The sequence below is a fragment of the Microvirga sp. HBU67558 genome (assembly GCF_018069605.1).
In the GTDB taxonomy this organism is placed as follows: domain Bacteria; phylum Pseudomonadota; class Alphaproteobacteria; order Rhizobiales; family Beijerinckiaceae; genus Microvirga; species Microvirga terrae.
On record NZ_JAGPUP010000553.1, the window covers coordinates 14004 to 33316 of the forward strand.

Below are 19313 nucleotides of genomic sequence, written 5' to 3' on the forward strand. Positions count from 1 at the left end.
CCAGCGATGTGCTACTTATAGGAGGGAGCATCGGAATCCATCCCAAGCGTGCAAAATCACCTTTGGATCCGATACTCTTGAAGGTAGAGAAGGCGGACGGGTCGGCGTTCGACCCGGCCGACTGACCGTAGGGGCAGCCGCATGGCAGACCTGGTGAAGGACTTCGATCAGGACGCAGGTCCTTCCCCGGTGCAGCCCGTGAGCGGCCGCGGAACCCGTGTTCTCATCTACAGCCACGACACCTTCGGCCTCGGGCATCTTCGCCGGTCGCGGGCGATCGCGAACGCCATCGTCCAGAGCCATCCAGACACCTCGGTGGTCATCATCTCGGGCTCGCCGGTCATCGGCAATTTCGAGTTCGACAGCGGCGTCGACTACATCCGCATCCCGGGGGTCACGAAGCTGCCGGACGGGGATTACCGCAGCCTCAACCTCAATGTGGAGCTGGATGAGGCCGTCGGCCTGCGCCAGGCCCTCATCCTTCAAGCCGCCAAGGCTTTCAAGCCGGACGTGTTTATCGTCGACAAGGAGCCGACCGGATTTCGCGGCGAGGTCGTGCCGGCGCTCGATTACCTCAAGGCAGCCGGATGCCGCCTCGTGCTCGGCATCCGCGACGTGATGGACGAACCGGCTCTTCTCGTTCCGGAATGGGAGCGCAAGGACGCCAAGGACGCCCTCATCCGCTATTACGACGAGATCTGGGTCTATGGCCTCAAGGACGTTTATCAGCCCCTCCAGGCCCTCAACCTCCCCGCTCACGTGGAGGAGCGCATCACCTATACCGGCTATCTGCGCCGGGACGTGCCGCCGACCCCGTCCCTGACCCGCTATCCCAAGATCACGAAGCAGCCATTCGTCCTGGTGACCACCGGCGGCGGGGGCGATGGCGACGACCTGATCGACTGGGTGATCTCGGCCTACGAGGCCGACGCGGAGCTCGATCAGCCGGCTCTGATCCTGTTCGGCCCCTTCATCGACCGGGACAAGCGCCGGTCCTTCGTGGAACGCATCGCCAAGCAGCCGAAGCTCGACGTGATGTCGTTCGACAACAAGATCGAACGGCTCATGAAGAAGGCGGACGCCATCGTGGCCATGGGCGGGTACAACACCTTCTGCGAGGCCCTTTCGTTCGACAAGCGCACGCTCATCGTTCCGCGCACGCGTCCCCGCCTCGAGCAGTATATCCGGGCCGTCGAAGGCGAGCGGCTCGGGCTGGTGAGCATGCTCAGCGACTACAAGGAGCCGCGCACGCCCGAGCGCATGGCCGCCGCCCTTCGATCCCTGTCATCGCAGCCGCGCCCGTCGGAGGTGACCGTCCCGGGCCTTCTCGACGGACTCGACCGGGTCCAGGAACGCCTCAGGGCCTTGACGGATCCACGGGCGCCGTTCGCCACCTATCACCAGGCGGCCGAGTAATCGCCCCCATGCTCGCCTCAATGAAAGCCCGGCGCATCGCCATCGTGGTGAAAGGGTATCCACGCCTCTCGGAAACCTTCATCGCCCAGGAGATTCTGGCCCTGGAGCAGCGCGGTCTTGACCTTGAGATCTGGTCGCTCCGCCATCCGACGGAGCGGGCCGTGCATCCGATGCACAAGGCGATCAAGGCGCCCGTGACCTATCTGCCGGAATATCTCTACGAGGAGCCCCTGCGCGTGCTGCGCGGCGCCGTCTGGAGCCTGGGGCAGAAGGGTTTCGGACGCGCCATGAGGGCGTTCTGGCGCGATCTGAAGCGCGATTTCACCGCCAACCGGGTGCGCCGCCTCGGCCAGGCGTTCGCGATGGCCAGGGAGATGCCGGAGGACGTCGGCCACCTGCATGTGCACTACCTTCACACTCCGGCATCCGTCGTCCGGTACGCTGCGCTGCTCACGGGCCGGACCTGGACGTTCTCGGCTCATGCCAAGGACATCTGGACGACCCCCGACTGGGAGAAGCGCGAGAAGATCACGGAGGCGCTCTGGGGGGTCACCTGCACGGCGCAGGGTGCCGGCAATCTCCAATCGCTGTCCCGGCCCGAGCGCGTCTCGCTCGTCTATCACGGGCTCGATCTCTCGCGCTTTCCGTCGCCTCCGGAAGGCCGCCCTGCCAGGAACGGCGCGAACCCGCGCGATCCGGTGCGCATCGTGTCCGTCGGGCGGGCCGTGGCGAAGAAGGGCTACGGCGACCTGATCAAGGCGCTCGCGGCCCTGCCGCAGGACCTCCACTGGCGCTTCGCGCATGTGGGCGGCGGAGAGCTGCTCGCCAGCCTGAAGAAGCAGGCCCAGGAGGCCGGAATCGCCGACAGGGTGGCGTTTCTGGGCGCGAAGGCGCAGCCCGACATCATTTCCCTTCTGCGCGAGGCCGACCTGTTCGTACTGCCCTCCAAAGAAGCCCGATCGGGCGATCGGGACGGTCTGCCGAACGTGATCATGGAGGCGGCGAGCCAGGGGCTTGCCATCGTGGCGACGGACTTCGCCGGCATCCCGGAATTCATCCGCGACGACCTGGAAGGCCGGCTCGTGCCGCCGGGCGATTGGGAGGCCTTGTCCAACGCCGTCAATCTCCTCGCCCGCGATCCCGAGCGCCGGAAATCCCTTGGCGACGCGGCTTTCTCGCGCCTGCGGCGGGAGTTTTCCATGGAAGGCGGGATCGACGTGCTGGAAGCCCGGCTGCGCGCCGTGACGCAGAGCCCGACACGAGAACCGGAGCGCGTGTGACCCCCGCGCGGCCCATTGCGTTCTACGCTCCCTTGAAGAGCCCGAACCACCCCCTGCCCTCGGGCGACCGCACCATGGCGCGCCTGCTGATGAAAGCTCTCGGCGGGGCGGGCTTTTCGCCTTTCCTCGCCAGCGAGCTGCGGACCCTCGATAAGGCCGGCGACCGGGAGTGCCAGGACGATCTCCGACGGCGCTCGCTGGCGGAAGCCGATCGCCTCATCGCCCGCTACAGGGCAATGCCCGGCGCGATGCGACCGCGTCTGTGGTTCACCTACCACGTCTATTACAAGGCGCCGGACTGGATCGGCCCACGCGTCGCCGAGGCTCTCGGCATTCCCTACGCCGTTGCCGAAGGCTCGCGGGCGGCCAAGCGCGCCCGGGGATCCTGGGCGCTCGGACATGAAGGGGCGGAAGCGGCCCTCGACCGGGCCGATGTGGTCTTCGTGATGACCGCGCATGATCGGGAGGCCTTGGAGCGGGCGAAGCCGCAGCGGCAGGGTCTGGTGGATCTGCCGCCGTTTCTCGACCTGCAGGACTGGCCGGCACCGCCCTCCCGCCCATTGCCGGAAGCCGCGCCGCGCCTCCTGACGGTGGCGATGATGCGGGAGGGCGACAAGCTCGCCTCCTACCGCATTCTGGCCGTTGCCCTGGAGCGACTCCGGCACCTGCCCTGGACCCTGGACGTCGTCGGTGACGGCGAGGCCCGCGACGAGGTCGCACAGCTTTTCTCCGACATGGCGCAGCGCGTGCGCTTCCATGGGCGGATCGACAGCAAGGCCGATCTGGCGGCGTTCTACGGGGCGGCCGATCTCTTTGTCTGGCCGGCCGTCAACGAGGCCTACGGCATGGTGCTGCTGGAAGCGCAGGCTCTGGGCTGCACGGTGGCTGCAGGTGCGTATGGCGGGGTCGCCAGCGTCGTGCGGAACGGCGAAACCGGAACTCTCACGCCCCCGGGCGACCCCGTGGCCCTCGCGGGAGCGTTGAGCGATCTTCTAGGGGACCGCGGACGGCTGCGGGATCTCGGCGCCAACGCGTTGCGGTTCGTCCGGCAGGAACGCGGCCTCGATCATGCTTCTTTGCGCTTGCGCAATGCGCTCCAACCGCTCACGGATGAGGCGGGAGAATGACCGTGCGCGTTCTGATCGCCGTCACGCATCTGTTGGGCGCAGGCCACCTGACGAGGGCCGCCGCTCTCGCACGGGCCTTCGCACGGGAAGGGCACGAAACCACCCTCGTAACGGGCGGAAGCCCAGCCCGGCTGCCCGATCTGGGCACCGTCACCCTCGTTCAGCTGCCTCCCGTGCGAACGGTCGGAACGGATTTCAGGACGCTGCTCGACGAAGACCTCGAACCCGTGGATGCAGCCTATCTCGAAAGGCGCCGCACCCTCCTTCTCGACACCCTGACGACCGTCCGGCCCGACATCCTCATCACTGAACTGTTTCCCTTCGGGCGGCGCGTTCTGGCCGATGAGTTCTGCGCGCTGATCGAGGCTGCGCGCGGCGCGGATCCGAGCCCGCGGATCGTGTGCTCGATCCGGGACGTGCTGGTGCCGTCCTCCAAGGCGTCGCGGATCGCCGAAGCCCATGAACGCGTGCTCCGGCATTACGACGCGGTCCTCGTCCACGGCGACCCGGAGCTGGTTCCCCTGGAAGCCTCGTGGCCCCTGGACGAGCAGGTCAGACCCCTCATCCGCTACACCGGCTACGTGGACGAGAACGAGAGCCCGGTGCCGGAGACCCGCCGGCACGGGATCGTCGTCTCAGGCGGGTCGAGCGCGGCGAGCCTGCCGCTCTACCGCGCCGCCCTCGAGGCAGCCCAGGAGATCACCGACCGGCCCTGGCGTATCCTCGTCGGCCGGAGCGTCGCCGATTCCAACTTCCGTGAGCTTCGGGCCGGCGCTCCGGCTCATGTCGCCGTCGAGCTCGCGCGGCCCGACTTCCGGACTCTGCTCGCCGGCGCCGAACTATCCGTGAGCCAAGCCGGGTACAACACCACCGTCGACCTGCTGCGGTGCGGCGTGAGGTCGGTCCTCGTGCCTTTCGAGGCCGGCCAGGAGACGGAACAGCGTCTGCGGGCCGAGCGCTTGGCGGCCCTGGGCTTGGCTGAAATCCTGCCCGAGGCGGATCTGTCGCCGCCGAACCTCGTTCGGGCGATCGGGCGCTCGCTGTCATGGCCATCGTCCCGGAGGCCGGCCGTGTCCACCGACGGCGCCCGCCGGACGGTCGCCTTGGCCGAGAGCCTCGTGCAGTCCCGGCCAGCCCTTCACCGGGCCATCGACTGGTCGCCTCTCGACCAGGCGCTCGACCGAGCCCAGGATCGGGATTGCCCCGTCGGCTTCTGGTGGCGGGACGACGACGCGGTGGCCGATACACCCGAACTCGACCGGCTCCTCGGCCTTGCCCGCCGGTACGATGCCGGGATCGGCCTCGCGGTCATCCCGAGCGGCATCGAGGCTTCCCTTGCGGTCCGACTGGCGGAGGAGAACAAGGCCTTCGCGCTCGTCCACGGATGGAGCCATGCCGATCATGCGCCAGCGGGCGAGAAGAAGGCGGAATTCGGCCCTCACCGCACGCTGGACGAGATGACGGCGGAACTGGAACGGGCCCTGCACGCGGCGCGCCAGTTCCTCGGATCGAGGCTCCTGCCCGTCTTCGTGCCACCCTGGAACCGGATCGCCCGGGATATCGTCGCGATCCTGCCGGGCCAGGGATTTCGGGCGATATCCACCTTCAACGACCGGATGACCGCCTATCCCGTGTCAGGTCTCCTTCAGATCAACACCCACGTGGATCCCGTCGACTGGCACGGGACGAGAAGCCTGGCCGATCCGGCCCTGATCATCGCCAATCTCGCCAACGCGGTCGAGCGGCGCGCGATGGGCCGGGCGGACCGCGGCGAGCCGATCGGGCTCCTGACCCATCATCTCGCTCATGACGACGTCATCTGGTCGTTATGCGAAAGGCTTATCGCCCATCTCGCCGCCAGAGGCATACGTTTCCTGTGTCCAGATGCCTGTTTCGACTTGGAAACAAGATCACAATTGAGATCTAATGGGATCTGATGCGTTATGCTCATAGATCCTGGAGGAGCATATGGAAGCGCCACTCCTGTCGGTTCGCCAGCTGACAGTTGACTTCAACACCGACGCCGGGGACTTCCGCGCGGTCGACGGCCTGACGTTCGACATTCCCAAGGGGAAGACGGTGGCGCTCGTCGGCGAGTCCGGCTCGGGCAAATCGGTCACCGCGCAGGCCACCCTCCAGATCCTGTCGAAGAAGGCCAGGATCACCAACGGATCGATCCTCTTCAACGATCCGGCGAACGGGGGCAGCGTCGATATCGCGGCGCTCGCGCCCGAGAGCGACGCCATGCATGCCCTGCGCGGCGGGCGCATTGCCATGATCTTTCAGGAGCCGATGACATCCCTGTCGCCGCTCCACACCATCGGCGACCAGATCTCCGAGGCGCTGATGATCCATTCGGACGTGGATCAGACCAAGGCGAACCAGAGGACCGTGGACGTGCTGGCCCGGGTCGGCTTTCCCGATCCCAAGCGGGCCCTGACGACCTACCCGTTCGAGCTGTCCGGCGGGCTGCGCCAGCGTGCCATGATCGCCATGGCGCTCATCACACGCCCGGCCCTCCTGATCGCGGACGAGCCCACGACGGCGCTCGACGTGACCACGCAGGCGCAGATCCTCGATCTCATCAAGGAACTCCAGATCGAGACGGGCATGTCGGTGCTCCTCATCACGCACGATCTCGGCGTGGTCGCCAACGTGGCCGACGAGGTCGTGGTCATGTATCGCGGGAAGATCATGGAGGCCGGCTCCCGGGAGAACATCTTCCGCAACGCGCAGCATGCCTATCTCCAGGCGCTCATGCGGGCCGTCCCGCGCTTCGCCATGGGCGAGAACGAGCGGCTGACGCCCATCCGCGAGGTGAAGAGCGCGGCTCTCGCATCCGCCGGCGCTCCGCAGCGCATCCAGCCCAACGGCCCCATCCTGAAGGCCGAGCATCTCACCAAATGCTTCACGCTCCGGTCGGGCTGGTTCTCCGGCAAGACGCAGCAGATCCGCGCGGTCAGCGAAGTCGATCTCACCCTTCCTGCCGGGAAAACCCTGGGGCTCGTGGGTGAATCCGGATGCGGCAAGACCACCGTGTCCAAGATGATCATGCGGGCCCTGACGCCCAATGCGGGCCGCGTCCTCTTCGACGACGGCACGGGTCCGAAGGACGTGCACAAGCTGGAGGGCGATGCGCTGACGGCCTACCGTCGTTCGGTGCAGTTCATCTTCCAGGATCCGTTCTCGTCGCTCAATCCGCGCATGACGGTCTACGAGCTTCTGACGGAGCCCCTGCGCATCCACGACATCGGCACTTCGGACGAGCGCTACGAGCGGGTCAAGCAGCTCCTCGACATGGTCGGGCTCGATCAGCGCTCGCTCAGACGTTACCCGCATTCCTTCTCCGGCGGCCAGCGCCAGCGCCTCGGGATTGCGCGGGCGCTTGCCCTGGAGCCTCGCGTGCTGCTCTGCGACGAGCCCGTCTCCGCTCTCGACGTATCGGTGCAGGCCCAGGTGCTCAACCTGCTCAAGGATCTGCAATCGGCCCTCGGATTGTCCTACCTCTTCGTGTCCCACAATCTCGCCGTGGTGGACTACATCGCCGATACCATCGCGGTCATGTGCCGGGGCTATATCGTCGAGGAGGCGCCGAAATCCTCCCTCTTCCGCAATCCGGTTCATCCCTACACGCAGGCGCTTCTCGCCGCCGTGCCGGATCCGGACATCGATCGCCCGCTGGACTTCGCCAAACTGCGGACCGGCCGCTTCTCGCAGCCGTCGGAATGGCCCGAGCCGTTCCGCATCAAACCCGGCGAGTTCGGCCACATGAAAGAGATCGAACCTGGCCACAAGGTTCGTCTGGGGCACCTGACAGCCCGGGAGGCTGCGTGATGCTGATCCGTATCAGACCAAGACCGTTCGTCCTCGCTGCCGCTCTCGCATGGCTGGCATTGCCGGCCCTGGCGCAGGATTTCAAGGACGCTCCCTTCTTCGCCGAGCAGGTGAAGGACAAGAAGCTGCCGCCTCTGGCCGAGCGGCTGCCGAAAACCCCCATCGTGGTCGACGCGGCGGGCCAGTATGGCGGCGACATGGTCACCCTGGTGCCGCGGCCGCGCGACATCCGCTACATCTCGACCTACACCTACACGCGGCTCGTCGGCTACGACCGCACCCTGCATCTCAAGCCCGACCTGCTCGAAAAATACGAGAACGAGGACGACCGGGTTTTCACCTTCACCCTGCGCGCCGGTCACCGCTGGTCGGACGGCTCGCCCTTCACGGCGGAGGATTTCCGCTACTACTGGGAGGACGTGGCCCAGAACGCGGATCTCTCGCCCGCCGGCCCGCCCGAATTCATGCTCGTGGACGGAAAGCCCCCGCGCTTCGAGGTCCTCGACGAACGGACGGTGCGTTTCACCTGGGACAAGCCCAATCCGCGATTCCTGCCGCAGCTCGCCGGATCCCTCGATCCGGGCATTTACCGGGCCTCCACCTATCTCAAGCAGTTCCACGCCAAATATGCCGACAAGGCCGCACTCGACGACAAGGCCAAGCAGCAGAAGCTGAAATCCTGGGCCGCCCTGCACAACCGCATGGACGACATGAAGGAGCAGACCAACCCGGCCCTGCCCACGCTCATGCCCTGGCGCGTCATGAACGCGGCGCCGGCCAACCGCTTCATCTTCGAGCGCAATCCCTATTATCACCGGGTCGACCACCAGGGACAGCAGCTGCCCTATGTCGACCGGCTCATCATGGATGTTTCGGCCCCCGGCCTGTTCGCGGCCAAGGCCAATGCGGGCGAGCTCGATCTCCTGTTCCGCGGCCTCTCCATGAGCGACATCCCCGTCCTGAAGGAGGGTGAGAAGGCCAAGGGATATACCACCCTGCTCTGGCCCTATGCGCGCGGCACGGAGCTCGCGCTCTATCCCAATCTCAACACCGTCGATCCGGTCTGGCGCCAGCTCAATCGGGACATCCGCTTCCGCCGCGCCCTGTCCCTCGGCATCGACCGCAGGACCCTGAACAACGCGCTGCTGTTCGGGCTCGGCACCGAGGGCAACAACACCATCGTGGCCGAGAGCCCGCTCTTCTCGGCCGAGCTGCGCACGGAGAACGCCGGGTACGATCCGCGCGAGGCCTCCCGGCTTCTCGACGAGATCGGCCTGACGAAGCGCAACGGCGCCGGCATCCGCCTGCTGCCCGACGGACGCGAACTGGAGATCATCGTCGAAACCGACGGCGAGAGCAGCCTCGTGGTCGACGGTCTGACCCTGATCGGCGAATTCTGGCGCGAGATCGGCGTCAGGCTCTTCGTGAAGCCCCAGGACCGGACTGTCCTGCGCAACCGCTCCTATGCGGGCCTGACCGTCATGGTCGCGGCCCCCGGTCTCGACAACGCGATCCCCACGGCCATCATGCCGCCGACCGAACTCGCTCCCATGCGCCAGGACAACTACACCTGGCCGAAATGGGGCCAGCATGTGGAAACGAAAGGCAAGAACGGCGAGCAGGTCGATATCCCGGAGGCGCAGCGCCTGCTCGATCTCTACACGACCTGGATGAACACCGGGAACCGGACCGTGCAACGGGACGTCTGGACCGAGATGCTGCGCAACCACGCCGAGAACCAATGGTCGATCGGCACCATCTCCGGCGCCCTGCAGCCGATCGTCGTCCGCAACGGCCTGCAGGGGCTCCCCGCCAAGGCGCTCTACAGCTGGGAGCCGACCGCGATGCTCGGCATCTATCGCCTGGACGAGATCCATTGGAACAAAGCCGCCGGCAAAGAGGCCCGCCGATGATCCGCTTCCTGTTGCGTCGCATCGTCACCATGGCGGTGACATTGCTGATCATATCGGCCTTGATCTTCTTCATCATCAAGCTGCCGCCTGGGGACTTCCTGTCCAACCAGATCGCCGAATTGCGGGCCCAGGGCGAATCGGCCTCCGTCGCGAAGGCCGAATTCCTCATCAAGCAGTACGGGCTCGACAAGCCCGCCTGGCAGCAATACCTGGTCTGGGTCGGCGTCATGCCGGGACCGAACGGCTTCTCCGGCCTGCTTCAGGGCGACTGGGGCTGGTCCTTCGAGTACGACAAGCCCGTTGTGGAGGTGGTCGGCGATGCCCTGTGGCTGACGCTCCTCGTCAATCTCGCGGTGGTGATCTTCATCCACGTGGTGTCGATCCCGATCGCGATCTACTCGGCGACGCGGCAATATTCCGTGGGCGACTATCTCGCCACCTTCATCGGCTATATCGGACTTGCGACCCCGAGCTTCCTGCTCGCGCTGATCCTGCTCTATTACATGAACCGCTGGTTCGGCGTTTCGATCGGCGGGCTCTACGACGCAGAATATGCGGGCGAGCCCTGGACCTGGGCCAAGACGCAGTCCCTGTTCTCGCATCTCCTTGTCCCGACCGTCGTGATCGGGCTCGGCGGAACGGCCGCCATGATCCGGCGCATGCGGGCGAACCTGCTCGACGAGCTCGGCAAGCAATATTATGTGACCGCGAAGGCCAAGGGCCTCGGCCCCACCAAGGCCCTGCTGAAATATCCCTTCCGCATGTCGCTCAATCCCTTCATCGCCGATATCGGCAATCTCCTGCCGCATCTGGTATCCGGCTCGGTTCTCGTGTCCCTGGTCCTGAGTCTTCCGACCGTGGGGCCGATCCTGCTGAGCGCGCTGAAGAGCCAGGATCAGTTCCTGGCCGGGTTCATCCTCATGTTCGTCGCCATGCTCACGGTCGTCGGCATGCTGATCTCCGACCTCCTGCTCGCCTGGCTTGATCCGCGCATCCGGATGGGAGGCGGGCGATGAACACGGCCATCACCTCCAAGCGCCATTACGTCGATCCGGCGCCCTTCGATCCCGGCAAGACCGAGCCTGTCGGGGCCGAGAACGAGAGCTTCTACCGCGCCTCGTCCTGGCAGCTGATGTGGTGGAAGTTCCGTCGCCACAAGGTGGCGGTGGCGGCGGCCTTCGTGCTCCTGTTCTTCTACGCGATCGTGCCCTTCGTCGAGGTGATCGCGCCCTACAACCAGACCAAGCGCCACGGGGATTTTCTGTACGCGCCGCCGCAGGGCATTCATCTGATGCATGAAGGCCGCTTCGTCGGCCCCTTCACCTATCCCTACAGCTACAGCTTCGACCTCGAGAGCTTCCGGCGCGTCTACACGCCCGATACGTCGAAGCCACAGCCCATCCGGTTCCTGTGCAGGAGCGACGCCTATCAGTTCTGGGGCCTCTGGCAGATGGATGTCCATGTCGTCTGCCCGCCTGAGAACGGCACCATGTTCCTGCTCGGCACCGACCGGCTCGGGCGCGACCTGCTCTCGCGCATCATCTACGGGGCGCGAATCTCGCTCACCATCGGGATCGTCGGCATCGCGGTGTCGTTCGCACTCGGCCTCTTCTTCGGCGGTCTTGCCGGCTATCTCGGCGGATGGGTCGACCATGTCATCCAGCGCATGATCGAGATCCTGCGCTCGCTCCCGGAGCTGCCCCTGTGGCTCGCGCTCTCGGCCGCCCTCCCGGCGAACTGGAGCCCGATCCTGGTGTTCTTCGGCATCACGATCATCCTCGGCCTGCTCGACTGGCCGGGGCTGGCCCGCGCGGTGCGCTCGAAGTTGCTCTCCCTGCGCGAGGAGGATTTCGTCAAGGCGGCGGAACTGATGGGAGCGTCCAAGCAGCGCATCATCGCGCGCCACCTCATCCCGAACTTCATGAGCCACCTCATCGCCTCGGCGACCCTCTCGATTCCCTCCATGATTCTCGGCGAGACGGCCCTCTCCTTCCTGGGCCTGGGCCTGCGCCCGCCCGTGACGAGCTGGGGCGTGCTGCTCAACGAGGCGCAGAACCTGGCAGCCGTGCAGCTGCATCCCTGGCTGCTCTTCCCGATGGTGCCGGTCGTGATCGTGGTGCTCGCCTTCAACTTCATGGGCGACGGCCTCAGGGACGCGGCGGATCCCTACCATTAGCCAGTTGTCCTTGACGTATAGGAATGCGAGACACCCTGAATCCATAGCGATGGCAGAGGTGTTTCGTGGCCGAGTACCGGATTGAGGCTTCCCCGGAGACCATTCACTGGGGTTATTTCGACGCGAATCTCAAGCCGCTGCTGACGGTCGATCCCGGCGACACGGTCACGATCTCGACCGTGTCGGGCGGCCCGGAGGCGATGCCACCGGCGCCGTTCGTGATCCCGCAGGCACTCACCGACATCCATGCGGCCCACAGGCCGAAACTGCCGGGCCATATCTGCACGGGGCCTGTCGCCGTGCGGGGTGCCAAGGCCGGTCAGGTTCTCGAAGTCCGCATCAAGGACATCGCGCTGCATTACGATTGGGGCTTCACCTATTCCGCGCCCCAGAAAGGAGCCCTGCCGGACGATTTCGACGAGATCCACGTGATGAATATCCCGCTCGACCGGGGGCGGATGACCGGCCGGCTGCCGTGGGGCCTCGACCTGCCTCTGAAACCGTTCTTCGGCGTGATGGCGGTCGCGCCGCCCGCCGCCTGGGGGGCGCTCAGCACCCTGCCCCCACGGCGCAACGGCGGCAACCTCGACAACAAGGAGCTCGTTGCGGGGACGACCCTCTACCTGCCGATCCACATGGACGGCGCCCTGTTCTCCGTCGGCGACGGGCACGGCGTTCAGGGCGACGGCGAGGTCTGCGTGACGGCGATCGAGACGGGCCTAATCGGTACCTTCGAGCTGCACCTGCGGGAGGACATGCATCTCACCTGGCCCATGGCCGAGACGCCCACGCATGTCATGACCATGGCGTTCGACCCAGATCTCGACGATTGCGTGGTCATCGCGCTGCGCAGCATGATCGACCTGATCGCCGCCCGCACGGGCATCGCCAAGGCCGAAGCCTACGCCCTGTGCAGCCTCGCGGCGGACTTGCGCATCACCCAGGTGGTCAACGGCAACAAGGGCGTCCACGTGATGCTCGACAAGAGCCTGCTGCAGAAGGCGCAGCGCTGATCCCTCAGGGACTCCATTACCTGCCGGGTAATTTCCTTCGCTTCCGTGCGCGGCCATTCTGGTCATCAGAATCGAAGCGGAGGAGACGACGATGAAGCTCAGCCACACTCTCAAGGCGGCCGCCAATCGCGGAAACCAGAGTGATCCGGTGACCTTCGTGGTGACGATCAGCCTGAAGCCCGATTGCGAAGAGGCCTTTCTCGACCTTCTGATGCCGGTGCTCGATGCCATGCGCCACGAGACGAGCTTCATCAATGCCGTTCTGCATCAGGATCCCGAGGATCCGACCCGGTTCATGATCTACGAGACCTGGTCCGACCTCGACGACGTGGTCGAAGTCCAGATGCACCGGGACTACCGCAAGGCCTATTGGGAACGGCTGCCCGAGCTCCTGCGCGAGCCGCGGCAGATCCAGACCTGGAAACCCATACGTCGGGACTTCGCGTTCTTCGCCGGATGGTGAGCCAGTGCATCATGCAGGCGGCGGTTCGTCCCCGAACACGGAGCGGCCGCCGTAGGCATGCGACTTGGCGCGCTCCTGCCGGATATGCTCCTCCACATCGGGCCCGCTGGCATGGCGTTCCAGCTCGCGAGCCTGATCGTCGAGGCGCTTCAGGGCGAACAGCTCCTCCTGCTGCCCGAGCTTTGCCTTCTGGACGGCCGATTTCAGCACCCGGATGGTTTCATCGTAGACCCGGACGGGAACCGGATAGGGATGCCGGTCCTTGCCGCCATGGGCAAAGGAGAAGCGGGCCGGATCGCTGAAGCGGCAGGGTGTGCCGTGAACGACTTCGGCCACCATGGCCAGCGCCTGCACGGTCCGCGGCCCGACGCCCGGCGTCATCAGAAGATCGGGAAAATCCGCCGGGCCTCGATCGGCTGCCGCCGCAAGGCTCCCGTGCAGCCGTCGCAGCACCACGTCCTTGGCGCGAACGTCGTGGTGCTCGGGCATCACCAGATGCGGCAAAAGGGGTTGTGGCGCAGGCTCCGTCTCACGCTCCTCGAGAGCCAGGAACTTGCGGGCGATGCCGTCGGGTCCGAGGGAATCGAGAATGTCGATCTGGGCCTTTCGGGAGGCCGCCGCGCGGCGGTCGGTGAGGTTGACGATCGTGCCCTGCCCCTTGCCGTCGATCGCCGAATGCGGCTCGTCGACGAAGCTCTCCAGATCCTCGGACAGCCAATGGTAGCGGCGAGCCTGCCGCGAGGCATCGTTCATGCCCTGCTGGACCACGGCCCATCGGCCGTCGTCCGTGACGATGAAGCCGTGAAGATAAAGGTCGAAACCGTCCTGGATCGCCGCGCTATCGACCTTGGCCACGAGCCGGCTGGCATCCGCCAGAGCCGCGCCGTCGAAGCCGACGCGCTCACCAATGGCGATCAGCTCATGGGGCGTCTGGCGCGAGTGTTTGCCGCGCCCGCCGCAGACATGGATCCCGAGTTCCTTTGAGAGCGGCGTGAGTCCGCGTTTCAGGGCCCCGATGACGCTGGTGGTGATGCCCGAGGAATGCCAATCCATGCCCATCACGGCGCCGAACGACTGGAACCAGAACGGATGAGCGAGCCGGCGGAGCAGTTCGTCGCGTCCGTAATGATGCACGATGGCCTCGCTCACCACACCGCCGAGGCGCGTCATGCGCTCGGCCAGCCATTTCGGCACATGGCCGGAATGCAGCGGCAGATCGGCGCTTCCAGCGCGCTTGGCCATGAAGTGTCTCTCCTTTGGGCGTGGCTCGTACCGCAGATTCTAAGCCATGGGCTGGACGCGATGGGCCATTGCGCAAGAAAAAGGCGCCCGAAGGCGCCTTTGACGATTGTTACCGGCGGCGGGGGCTCTTTTCGAGCCACGCCACCTGGGCTCCGTCACCGCGGCGTCCATCCTGGCGGTTGGAGGCCGGCTTGCCCTGAGCGGGTCGTTGGCCCTGGGCCGGGCGCTGGCCCTGCGCGGGCCGCTGCTGATTCCCGGTCGGCTGTCCGCCCTGCGGCTGAGCGGTGCCACCCGGCTTTCCGCCGCGTCCACGACGGCGCTTCGGACCGCGTTCGGCGTTCGGGTCGGCGCTGCGCGGCTGGCCGTGGCCCTGATGCCCGCGGGCATGGGGTGCCGGACGTCCGCGCTGCGGCTGCTCGCGACGCTGCTCGGACGCCTCGCCGGCCGCCGGCGCGGCCGGCAGGCCCTCCGGCAGCGGCATGACCGGAACCTTAAGCCGCGTCAGCTTCTCAATGTCCTTGAGATACGCCTTTTCCTCGTCGTTGCAGAACGAGATGGCGAGACCCGTCGCGCCAGCGCGGGCCGTGCGGCCGATGCGGTGGACGTAGGACTCCGGCACGTTCGGCAGGTCGTAGTTGATGACGTGCGTCACGCCCTCGACGTCGATGCCACGCGCGGCAATGTCGGTCGCCACCAGCACCCGGCAGGAGCCGTCGCGGAAGCCGGCGAGCGCACGCTCGCGCTGCGGCTGGGACTTGTTGCCGTGAATGGCCGCTCCGGCGATGCCGGCCTTGTCGAGGCCGCGCACCACCTTGTCCGCGCCGTGCTTGGTGCGGGTGAAGACGAGGACGCGGTCGATGGACGGATCGCGCAGGAGCGTTTCGAGCAGCACCTGCTTGCGGTTGGTCTGCACGAACATGACGCTCTGCTCCACGCGCTCCGCGGTCGTCGCCACCGGGGTGACGGCCACATGGGCCGGGTCGCGCAGGAAGGAATCGGCCAGCGTCGAGATCGTCTTCGGCATGGTGGCCGAGAAGAACAGGCTCTGGCGCTCCTTCGGCAGCAGGGTCACGATGCGCTTCAGGGCATGGATGAAGCCGAGATCGAGCATCTGGTCGGCCTCGTCGAGGACGAGGATCTCGATATCACGGAGCGACAGGGACCGACGGTCCACCAGGTCGATCAGGCGGCCCGGCGTGGCCACGAGCACGTCGACGCCCTGGGCGAGCGCCTTCTCCTGACGGGAGATGGTGACGCCGCCGAACACCACTTCCGTGGTGAGGCGCAGGTTCCGGCCATAGGCTTTGAAGCTGTCGGCGATCTGGCCCGAGAGCTCGCGGGTCGGGCTGAGCACGAGCACGCGGGGGCTCTTGGGCTTGCGCGGCTTCGGGTTCGCGTTCAGGCGGTGGAGGATCGGCAGTGCGAAGGCGGCCGTCTTGCCGGTGCCGGTCTGGGCGATGCCGCAGACGTCTCGGCCGTCCATGGCATAGGGAATGGTCTGGGCCTGGATCGGGGTGGGCTTCTCATAGCCTTCGGCCGCCAGGGCCTTCAGGATCGGCTGGGCCAATCCGAAATCGGTGAAGAGTGTCAAAGTGGTAACGTCTTTCGAACGGATGCGGTGAGCCGCAAAGCAGGTTCGGCTTGATAAAGCAAAGGCGCTTCAGGGCTCTTGAGGCGAGAGCCCGCGTGATGGGGCCGTCGTATGATTGAGCGATTGAAGAAGGGGACCGGGGTCTTCGCCGTTCCGCGAATATCCGTCACGCAGTCCCGCTCAAGCGTTCCGGTTGCCGGACGCCGTCGCCTGCCGTGCATATGGGGGCTAAAAGCCTATCCGTCAACCTCTGGCGCGTCGGGAGGGAAAAGGATCCGGTTTTCGCCGGCGGGCCCTCCTGGCCTGCCCAGGACGGGCGCGGGCCTGAGAAGGTGCATCCCATCGTTCCAAAGTTCACTTTTGGGTCTGATGCTTTAGGGCTGACACCGAGGTCTCGACAGGGATAAGACTGGATTCATGTCCGCCCCCGCCCGCATGCCCTGGGCCTTTGTCTCCGCTCTGTCTCTGAACGTGCTGATCTCCTACGGCACGATATTCTATGCCTTCGCCTTGTTCGTCGAACCCATGGGCCGGGAGCTGGGCTGGGGCAAGTCGGAGCTGATGGCGGCCTATTCCCTGGCGCTGGGGACTTCGGCCTTCTGCGCCGTGCCGGTGGGACGGCTCATCGACCTTGGCTATGGCCGGGCGGTGATGACCGGCGGGTCCCTCCTCGCCGGAACCCTTCTGATGCTCTGGTCATGGGTCGGAAGCTACCCCGCCTTCGTGCTGATCTGGATCGGCATGGGGATTGCCATGAGCACTGTTTTCTATGAACCGGGCTTTGCGGTCCTGACCCGCAGGCTCGGATTCATGGCCCGGCGCGGCATCACCTTCATGACCCTGGTCGGGGGCTTCGCCAGCACGGTCTTCATTCCCATCACGCATCTGCTGATCGAGCATCTGGGCTGGCGCAATGCCCTGCTCGTTCTGGCCGCTTTCAACATCGTCATCTGCGCGGCCCTGCATGCCCTGACGATCCCGAGCGCCCCGCCCAGGACGCCGCCTCATCCGGATGCCGGACCGGCCCATCCTTCTCCGGCACACGCCCGATGGGTCCTCCGGCGAATGTTCTTCTGGTGTTTTGTCGCCTCGTCCGTCCTGCAGGGGGTCATCGCGGCGGGATTGCCGATCCACCTGCTTCCACTTCTCGTCGAGAAGGGCTTCTCGCTGGAGATGGCCGTCGCCGCGTTCTCGCTCATCGGGCCCGCGCAGGTCGTCGGCCGGTTCGCCATGGCCTTCGGGGAACGCGCCTTCGGCATGAAGGGTCTCGGCATCATCGTGCTGACCCTGGGCCTTCTTGCCTTCGCGCTTCTGCCCTTCACTCCGGTGAGCTTCTGGCTCGTGGCGGTTTTTGCCCTCCTGTTCGGGGCCTCGAACGGGATGATGACGATCGTCCGGGCCCTGCTGCCGTCCGAGCTGTTCGGGCGCGAGAGCTACGGCACGGTCCAGGGCATGATCGCCATGCCGGTCCGGCTGACCACGGCGGCCGCCCCTTTCGTCTTCGGGGCGCTCTGGGCTTGGTGGGGAGGCTATGCGGCCGTGATGGCTCTCTGCCTGGGCATGTCCTGTCTTGCGCTCGGCTTCTTCATCCTTGTATTGGTGTTTCAAAAGGGGCCTGAAAGCCCTGAGAAACCCCTTGCGTTAGACGGCTAAAGAACTCATGTGCTGAGCGGCAGAATCGCTTGGCTTTGATGAAAGACGAGTTTCGTGACGACAGTGACTGATCTTCTGATTGTGGGCGGCGGCATCAACGGTGCAGGCATCGCGCGCGACGCTGTGGGCCGGGGACTCTCGGTCGTGCTCTGCGAGCAGGGCGACCTGGCCGGCTACACCTCATCCGCCTCCACCAAGCTGATCCATGGCGGCCTGCGCTACCTGGAATATTACGAGTTCCGGTTGGTGCGCGAGGCCCTGTTCGAGCGCGAGCGCCTGCTGGAATCCGCCCCCCACATCATCTGGCCGCTGCGCTTCATCCTTCCCTACGAGAAGGGCATCCGCCCGGCTTGGTTTGTGCGCCTGGGCCTGTTCCTCTACGATCATCTGGCGCCGCGCAAGAAGCTGCCGGGCACCGAGGGGATCAAGCTGACCCGGCACCCGGCCGGCCAAGCCCTGAAGCCCGGCTTCGACACCGCCTTCGTCTATTCGGATTGCTGGGTCGAGGACAGCCGCATGGTGGCGCTCAACGCCCTCGACGCCTTCGAAAAGGGTGCCGACATCCGGGTCCGGACCAAGCTCGTCTCCGCCCGGCGCGACGGCGATCTCTGGGTCGCCAAGCTTCAGAACGTGGACACGGGCGAGGTCCAGGACATCCGCGCCAAGGTCATCGTCAATGCCGGCGGGCCTTTCGTGGCCGACGTGCTCAACGCCAAGCTCGGCCTCAACACTACGAAGAACGTGCGCCTGGTGAAGGGCAGCCACATCGTCGTGCCGAAGCTCTTCGACACCAAGGAAGCCTTCATTCTCCAGAACACGGACAAGCGGATCGTCTTCGCGATCCCCTACCAGGAGAAGTTCACCCTGATCGGCACCACGGACATCCCGGTCGAGTCGGTTCCGGACAAGAAGGTCGAGATCAGCCAGGACGAGATCCAGTACCTCTGCAACGTGGTGAACCACTTCTTCAAGAAGCAGGTGACGCCGGCCGACGTGGTCTGGACCTATTCCGGCGTGCGGCCGCTTTTCGACGACGGATCCTCCAACGCCTCCGCCGTGACCCGCGACTACGTGTTCGACATGGACGCTCCACAGGGCCAGGCGCCGGTGCTGTCGATCTTCGGCGGCAAGATCACCACGTTCCGCAAGCTCGCCGAGCACGCTCTCGACGAGCTGAAGGCCTATTTCCCGACCATGAAGCCCGCCTGGACGGAAGACGCCAAGATGCCGGGCGGCGACATGCCGAATGCGGATTTCGACCGCTTCTTCGCCACGGTCCGTCAGCGCTGGCCTTTCCTGCCGGAGCCCCTCGCCCATCGCCTGGCCCGTGCCTACGGCACGCGAATCGAGGAGCTTCTGGGCTCCGCGACGTCCATGGGCGATCTCGGGGAGGATTTCGGCGGCGGGCTAACGGCCGCGGAGGTCGATTATCTCGTGCGCCGCGAATGGGCCCGCACGGCCGAAGACATCCTCTGGCGCCGCTCCAAGCTCGGCCTGCATGTGCCGGTTGACGCCCCAGCCAGGATCGATGCCTACTTGACCACGAAGAACGCGGCCTCCGTCGCCGCGCAATAAGGGTTGGGGCACGAAGGGTTGGGGAAGGAC

At 65.9% G+C, this 19313-nt stretch carries 14 protein-coding genes; 12 read left to right on the top strand and 2 right to left on the bottom strand.

The window, feature by feature from the left end; genetic code table 11:
• Positions 1-141 precede the first annotated feature (141 nt).
• The 10 genes from KBI52_RS25245 (at position 142) to KBI52_RS25290 (ending at position 13222) form a co-directional block, all read left to right on the top strand.
• The gene (locus tag KBI52_RS25245) at positions 142-1416 is read left to right on the top strand and encodes a glycosyltransferase family protein (RefSeq protein WP_173944998.1); all 1275 of its coding nucleotides are present in this window, start codon (positions 142-144) and stop codon (positions 1414-1416) included.
• An 8-nt stretch (positions 1417-1424) separates the two neighbouring features.
• Positions 1425-2696, top strand: coding sequence for a glycosyltransferase family 4 protein (locus KBI52_RS25250; RefSeq protein WP_247654649.1), 1272 nt, complete (start codon positions 1425-1427; stop codon positions 2694-2696).
• Positions 2693-3823 carry a glycosyltransferase family 4 protein gene (locus KBI52_RS25255; protein ID WP_262265456.1) on the top strand — a complete coding sequence of 377 codons (1131 nt, stop codon included), beginning with the start codon at positions 2693-2695 and terminating at the stop codon, positions 3821-3823. Before KBI52_RS25250 ends, KBI52_RS25255 begins: the two co-directional genes overlap by 4 nt.
• On the top strand, positions 3820-5760 hold the full coding sequence (locus KBI52_RS25260) for a glycosyltransferase (protein WP_210812131.1): 1941 nt from the start codon (positions 3820-3822) through the stop codon (positions 5758-5760). The genes KBI52_RS25255 and KBI52_RS25260 overlap by 4 nt, the downstream gene beginning before the upstream one ends.
• A gap of 31 nt (positions 5761-5791) precedes the next feature.
• Positions 5792-7657 (top strand): ABC transporter ATP-binding protein, encoded by a 1866-nt coding sequence (locus KBI52_RS25265; protein WP_210812132.1) that lies wholly within the window; start codon positions 5792-5794, stop codon positions 7655-7657.
• Positions 7657-9570: an ABC transporter substrate-binding protein gene (locus KBI52_RS25270; RefSeq protein ID WP_210812133.1), complete on the top strand. Its 1914-nt coding sequence runs from the start codon at positions 7657-7659 to the stop codon at positions 9568-9570. Before KBI52_RS25265 ends, KBI52_RS25270 begins: the two co-directional genes overlap by 1 nt.
• Positions 9567-10586: an ABC transporter permease gene (locus KBI52_RS25275; protein WP_173948508.1), complete on the top strand. Its 1020-nt coding sequence runs from the start codon at positions 9567-9569 to the stop codon at positions 10584-10586. Before KBI52_RS25270 ends, KBI52_RS25275 begins: the two co-directional genes overlap by 4 nt.
• A complete protein-coding gene (locus KBI52_RS25280; protein ID WP_173948509.1) occupies positions 10583-11746 on the top strand; it encodes an ABC transporter permease in 1164 nt (387 codons plus the stop codon). The genes KBI52_RS25275 and KBI52_RS25280 overlap by 4 nt, the downstream gene beginning before the upstream one ends.
• Positions 11747-11811: 65 nt before the next feature.
• The gene (locus tag KBI52_RS25285) at positions 11812-12759 is read left to right on the top strand and encodes an acetamidase/formamidase family protein (RefSeq protein ID WP_173948510.1); all 948 of its coding nucleotides are present in this window, start codon (positions 11812-11814) and stop codon (positions 12757-12759) included.
• Between the two features lie 91 nt (positions 12760-12850).
• Positions 12851-13222, top strand: coding sequence for a putative quinol monooxygenase (locus KBI52_RS25290; RefSeq protein ID WP_210812134.1), 372 nt, complete (start codon positions 12851-12853; stop codon positions 13220-13222).
• A 9-nt stretch (positions 13223-13231) separates the two neighbouring features.
• On the opposite strand, the gene KBI52_RS25295 is transcribed toward KBI52_RS25290, so the two are convergent.
• Entirely contained in the window at positions 13232-14464 is a 1233-nt protein-coding gene (locus KBI52_RS25295) for a DUF763 domain-containing protein (RefSeq protein WP_210812135.1), read from the bottom strand.
• Between the two features lie 109 nt (positions 14465-14573).
• Positions 14574-16055, bottom strand: coding sequence for a DEAD/DEAH box helicase (locus KBI52_RS25300; RefSeq protein WP_173948513.1), 1482 nt, complete (start codon positions 16053-16055; stop codon positions 14574-14576).
• 417 nt (positions 16056-16472) lie between these two features.
• Between KBI52_RS25300 and KBI52_RS25305 the strand changes: the two genes are divergently transcribed.
• Both KBI52_RS25305 and KBI52_RS25310 read left to right on the top strand, forming a co-directional pair.
• Positions 16473-17708 (top strand): MFS transporter, encoded by a 1236-nt coding sequence (locus KBI52_RS25305; RefSeq protein WP_210812136.1) that lies wholly within the window; start codon positions 16473-16475, stop codon positions 17706-17708.
• Positions 17709-17762: 54 nt separating this feature from the next.
• Positions 17763-19283, top strand: coding sequence for a glycerol-3-phosphate dehydrogenase (locus KBI52_RS25310; protein WP_173948515.1), 1521 nt, complete (start codon positions 17763-17765; stop codon positions 19281-19283).
• Positions 19284-19313: the final 30 nt, after the last annotated feature.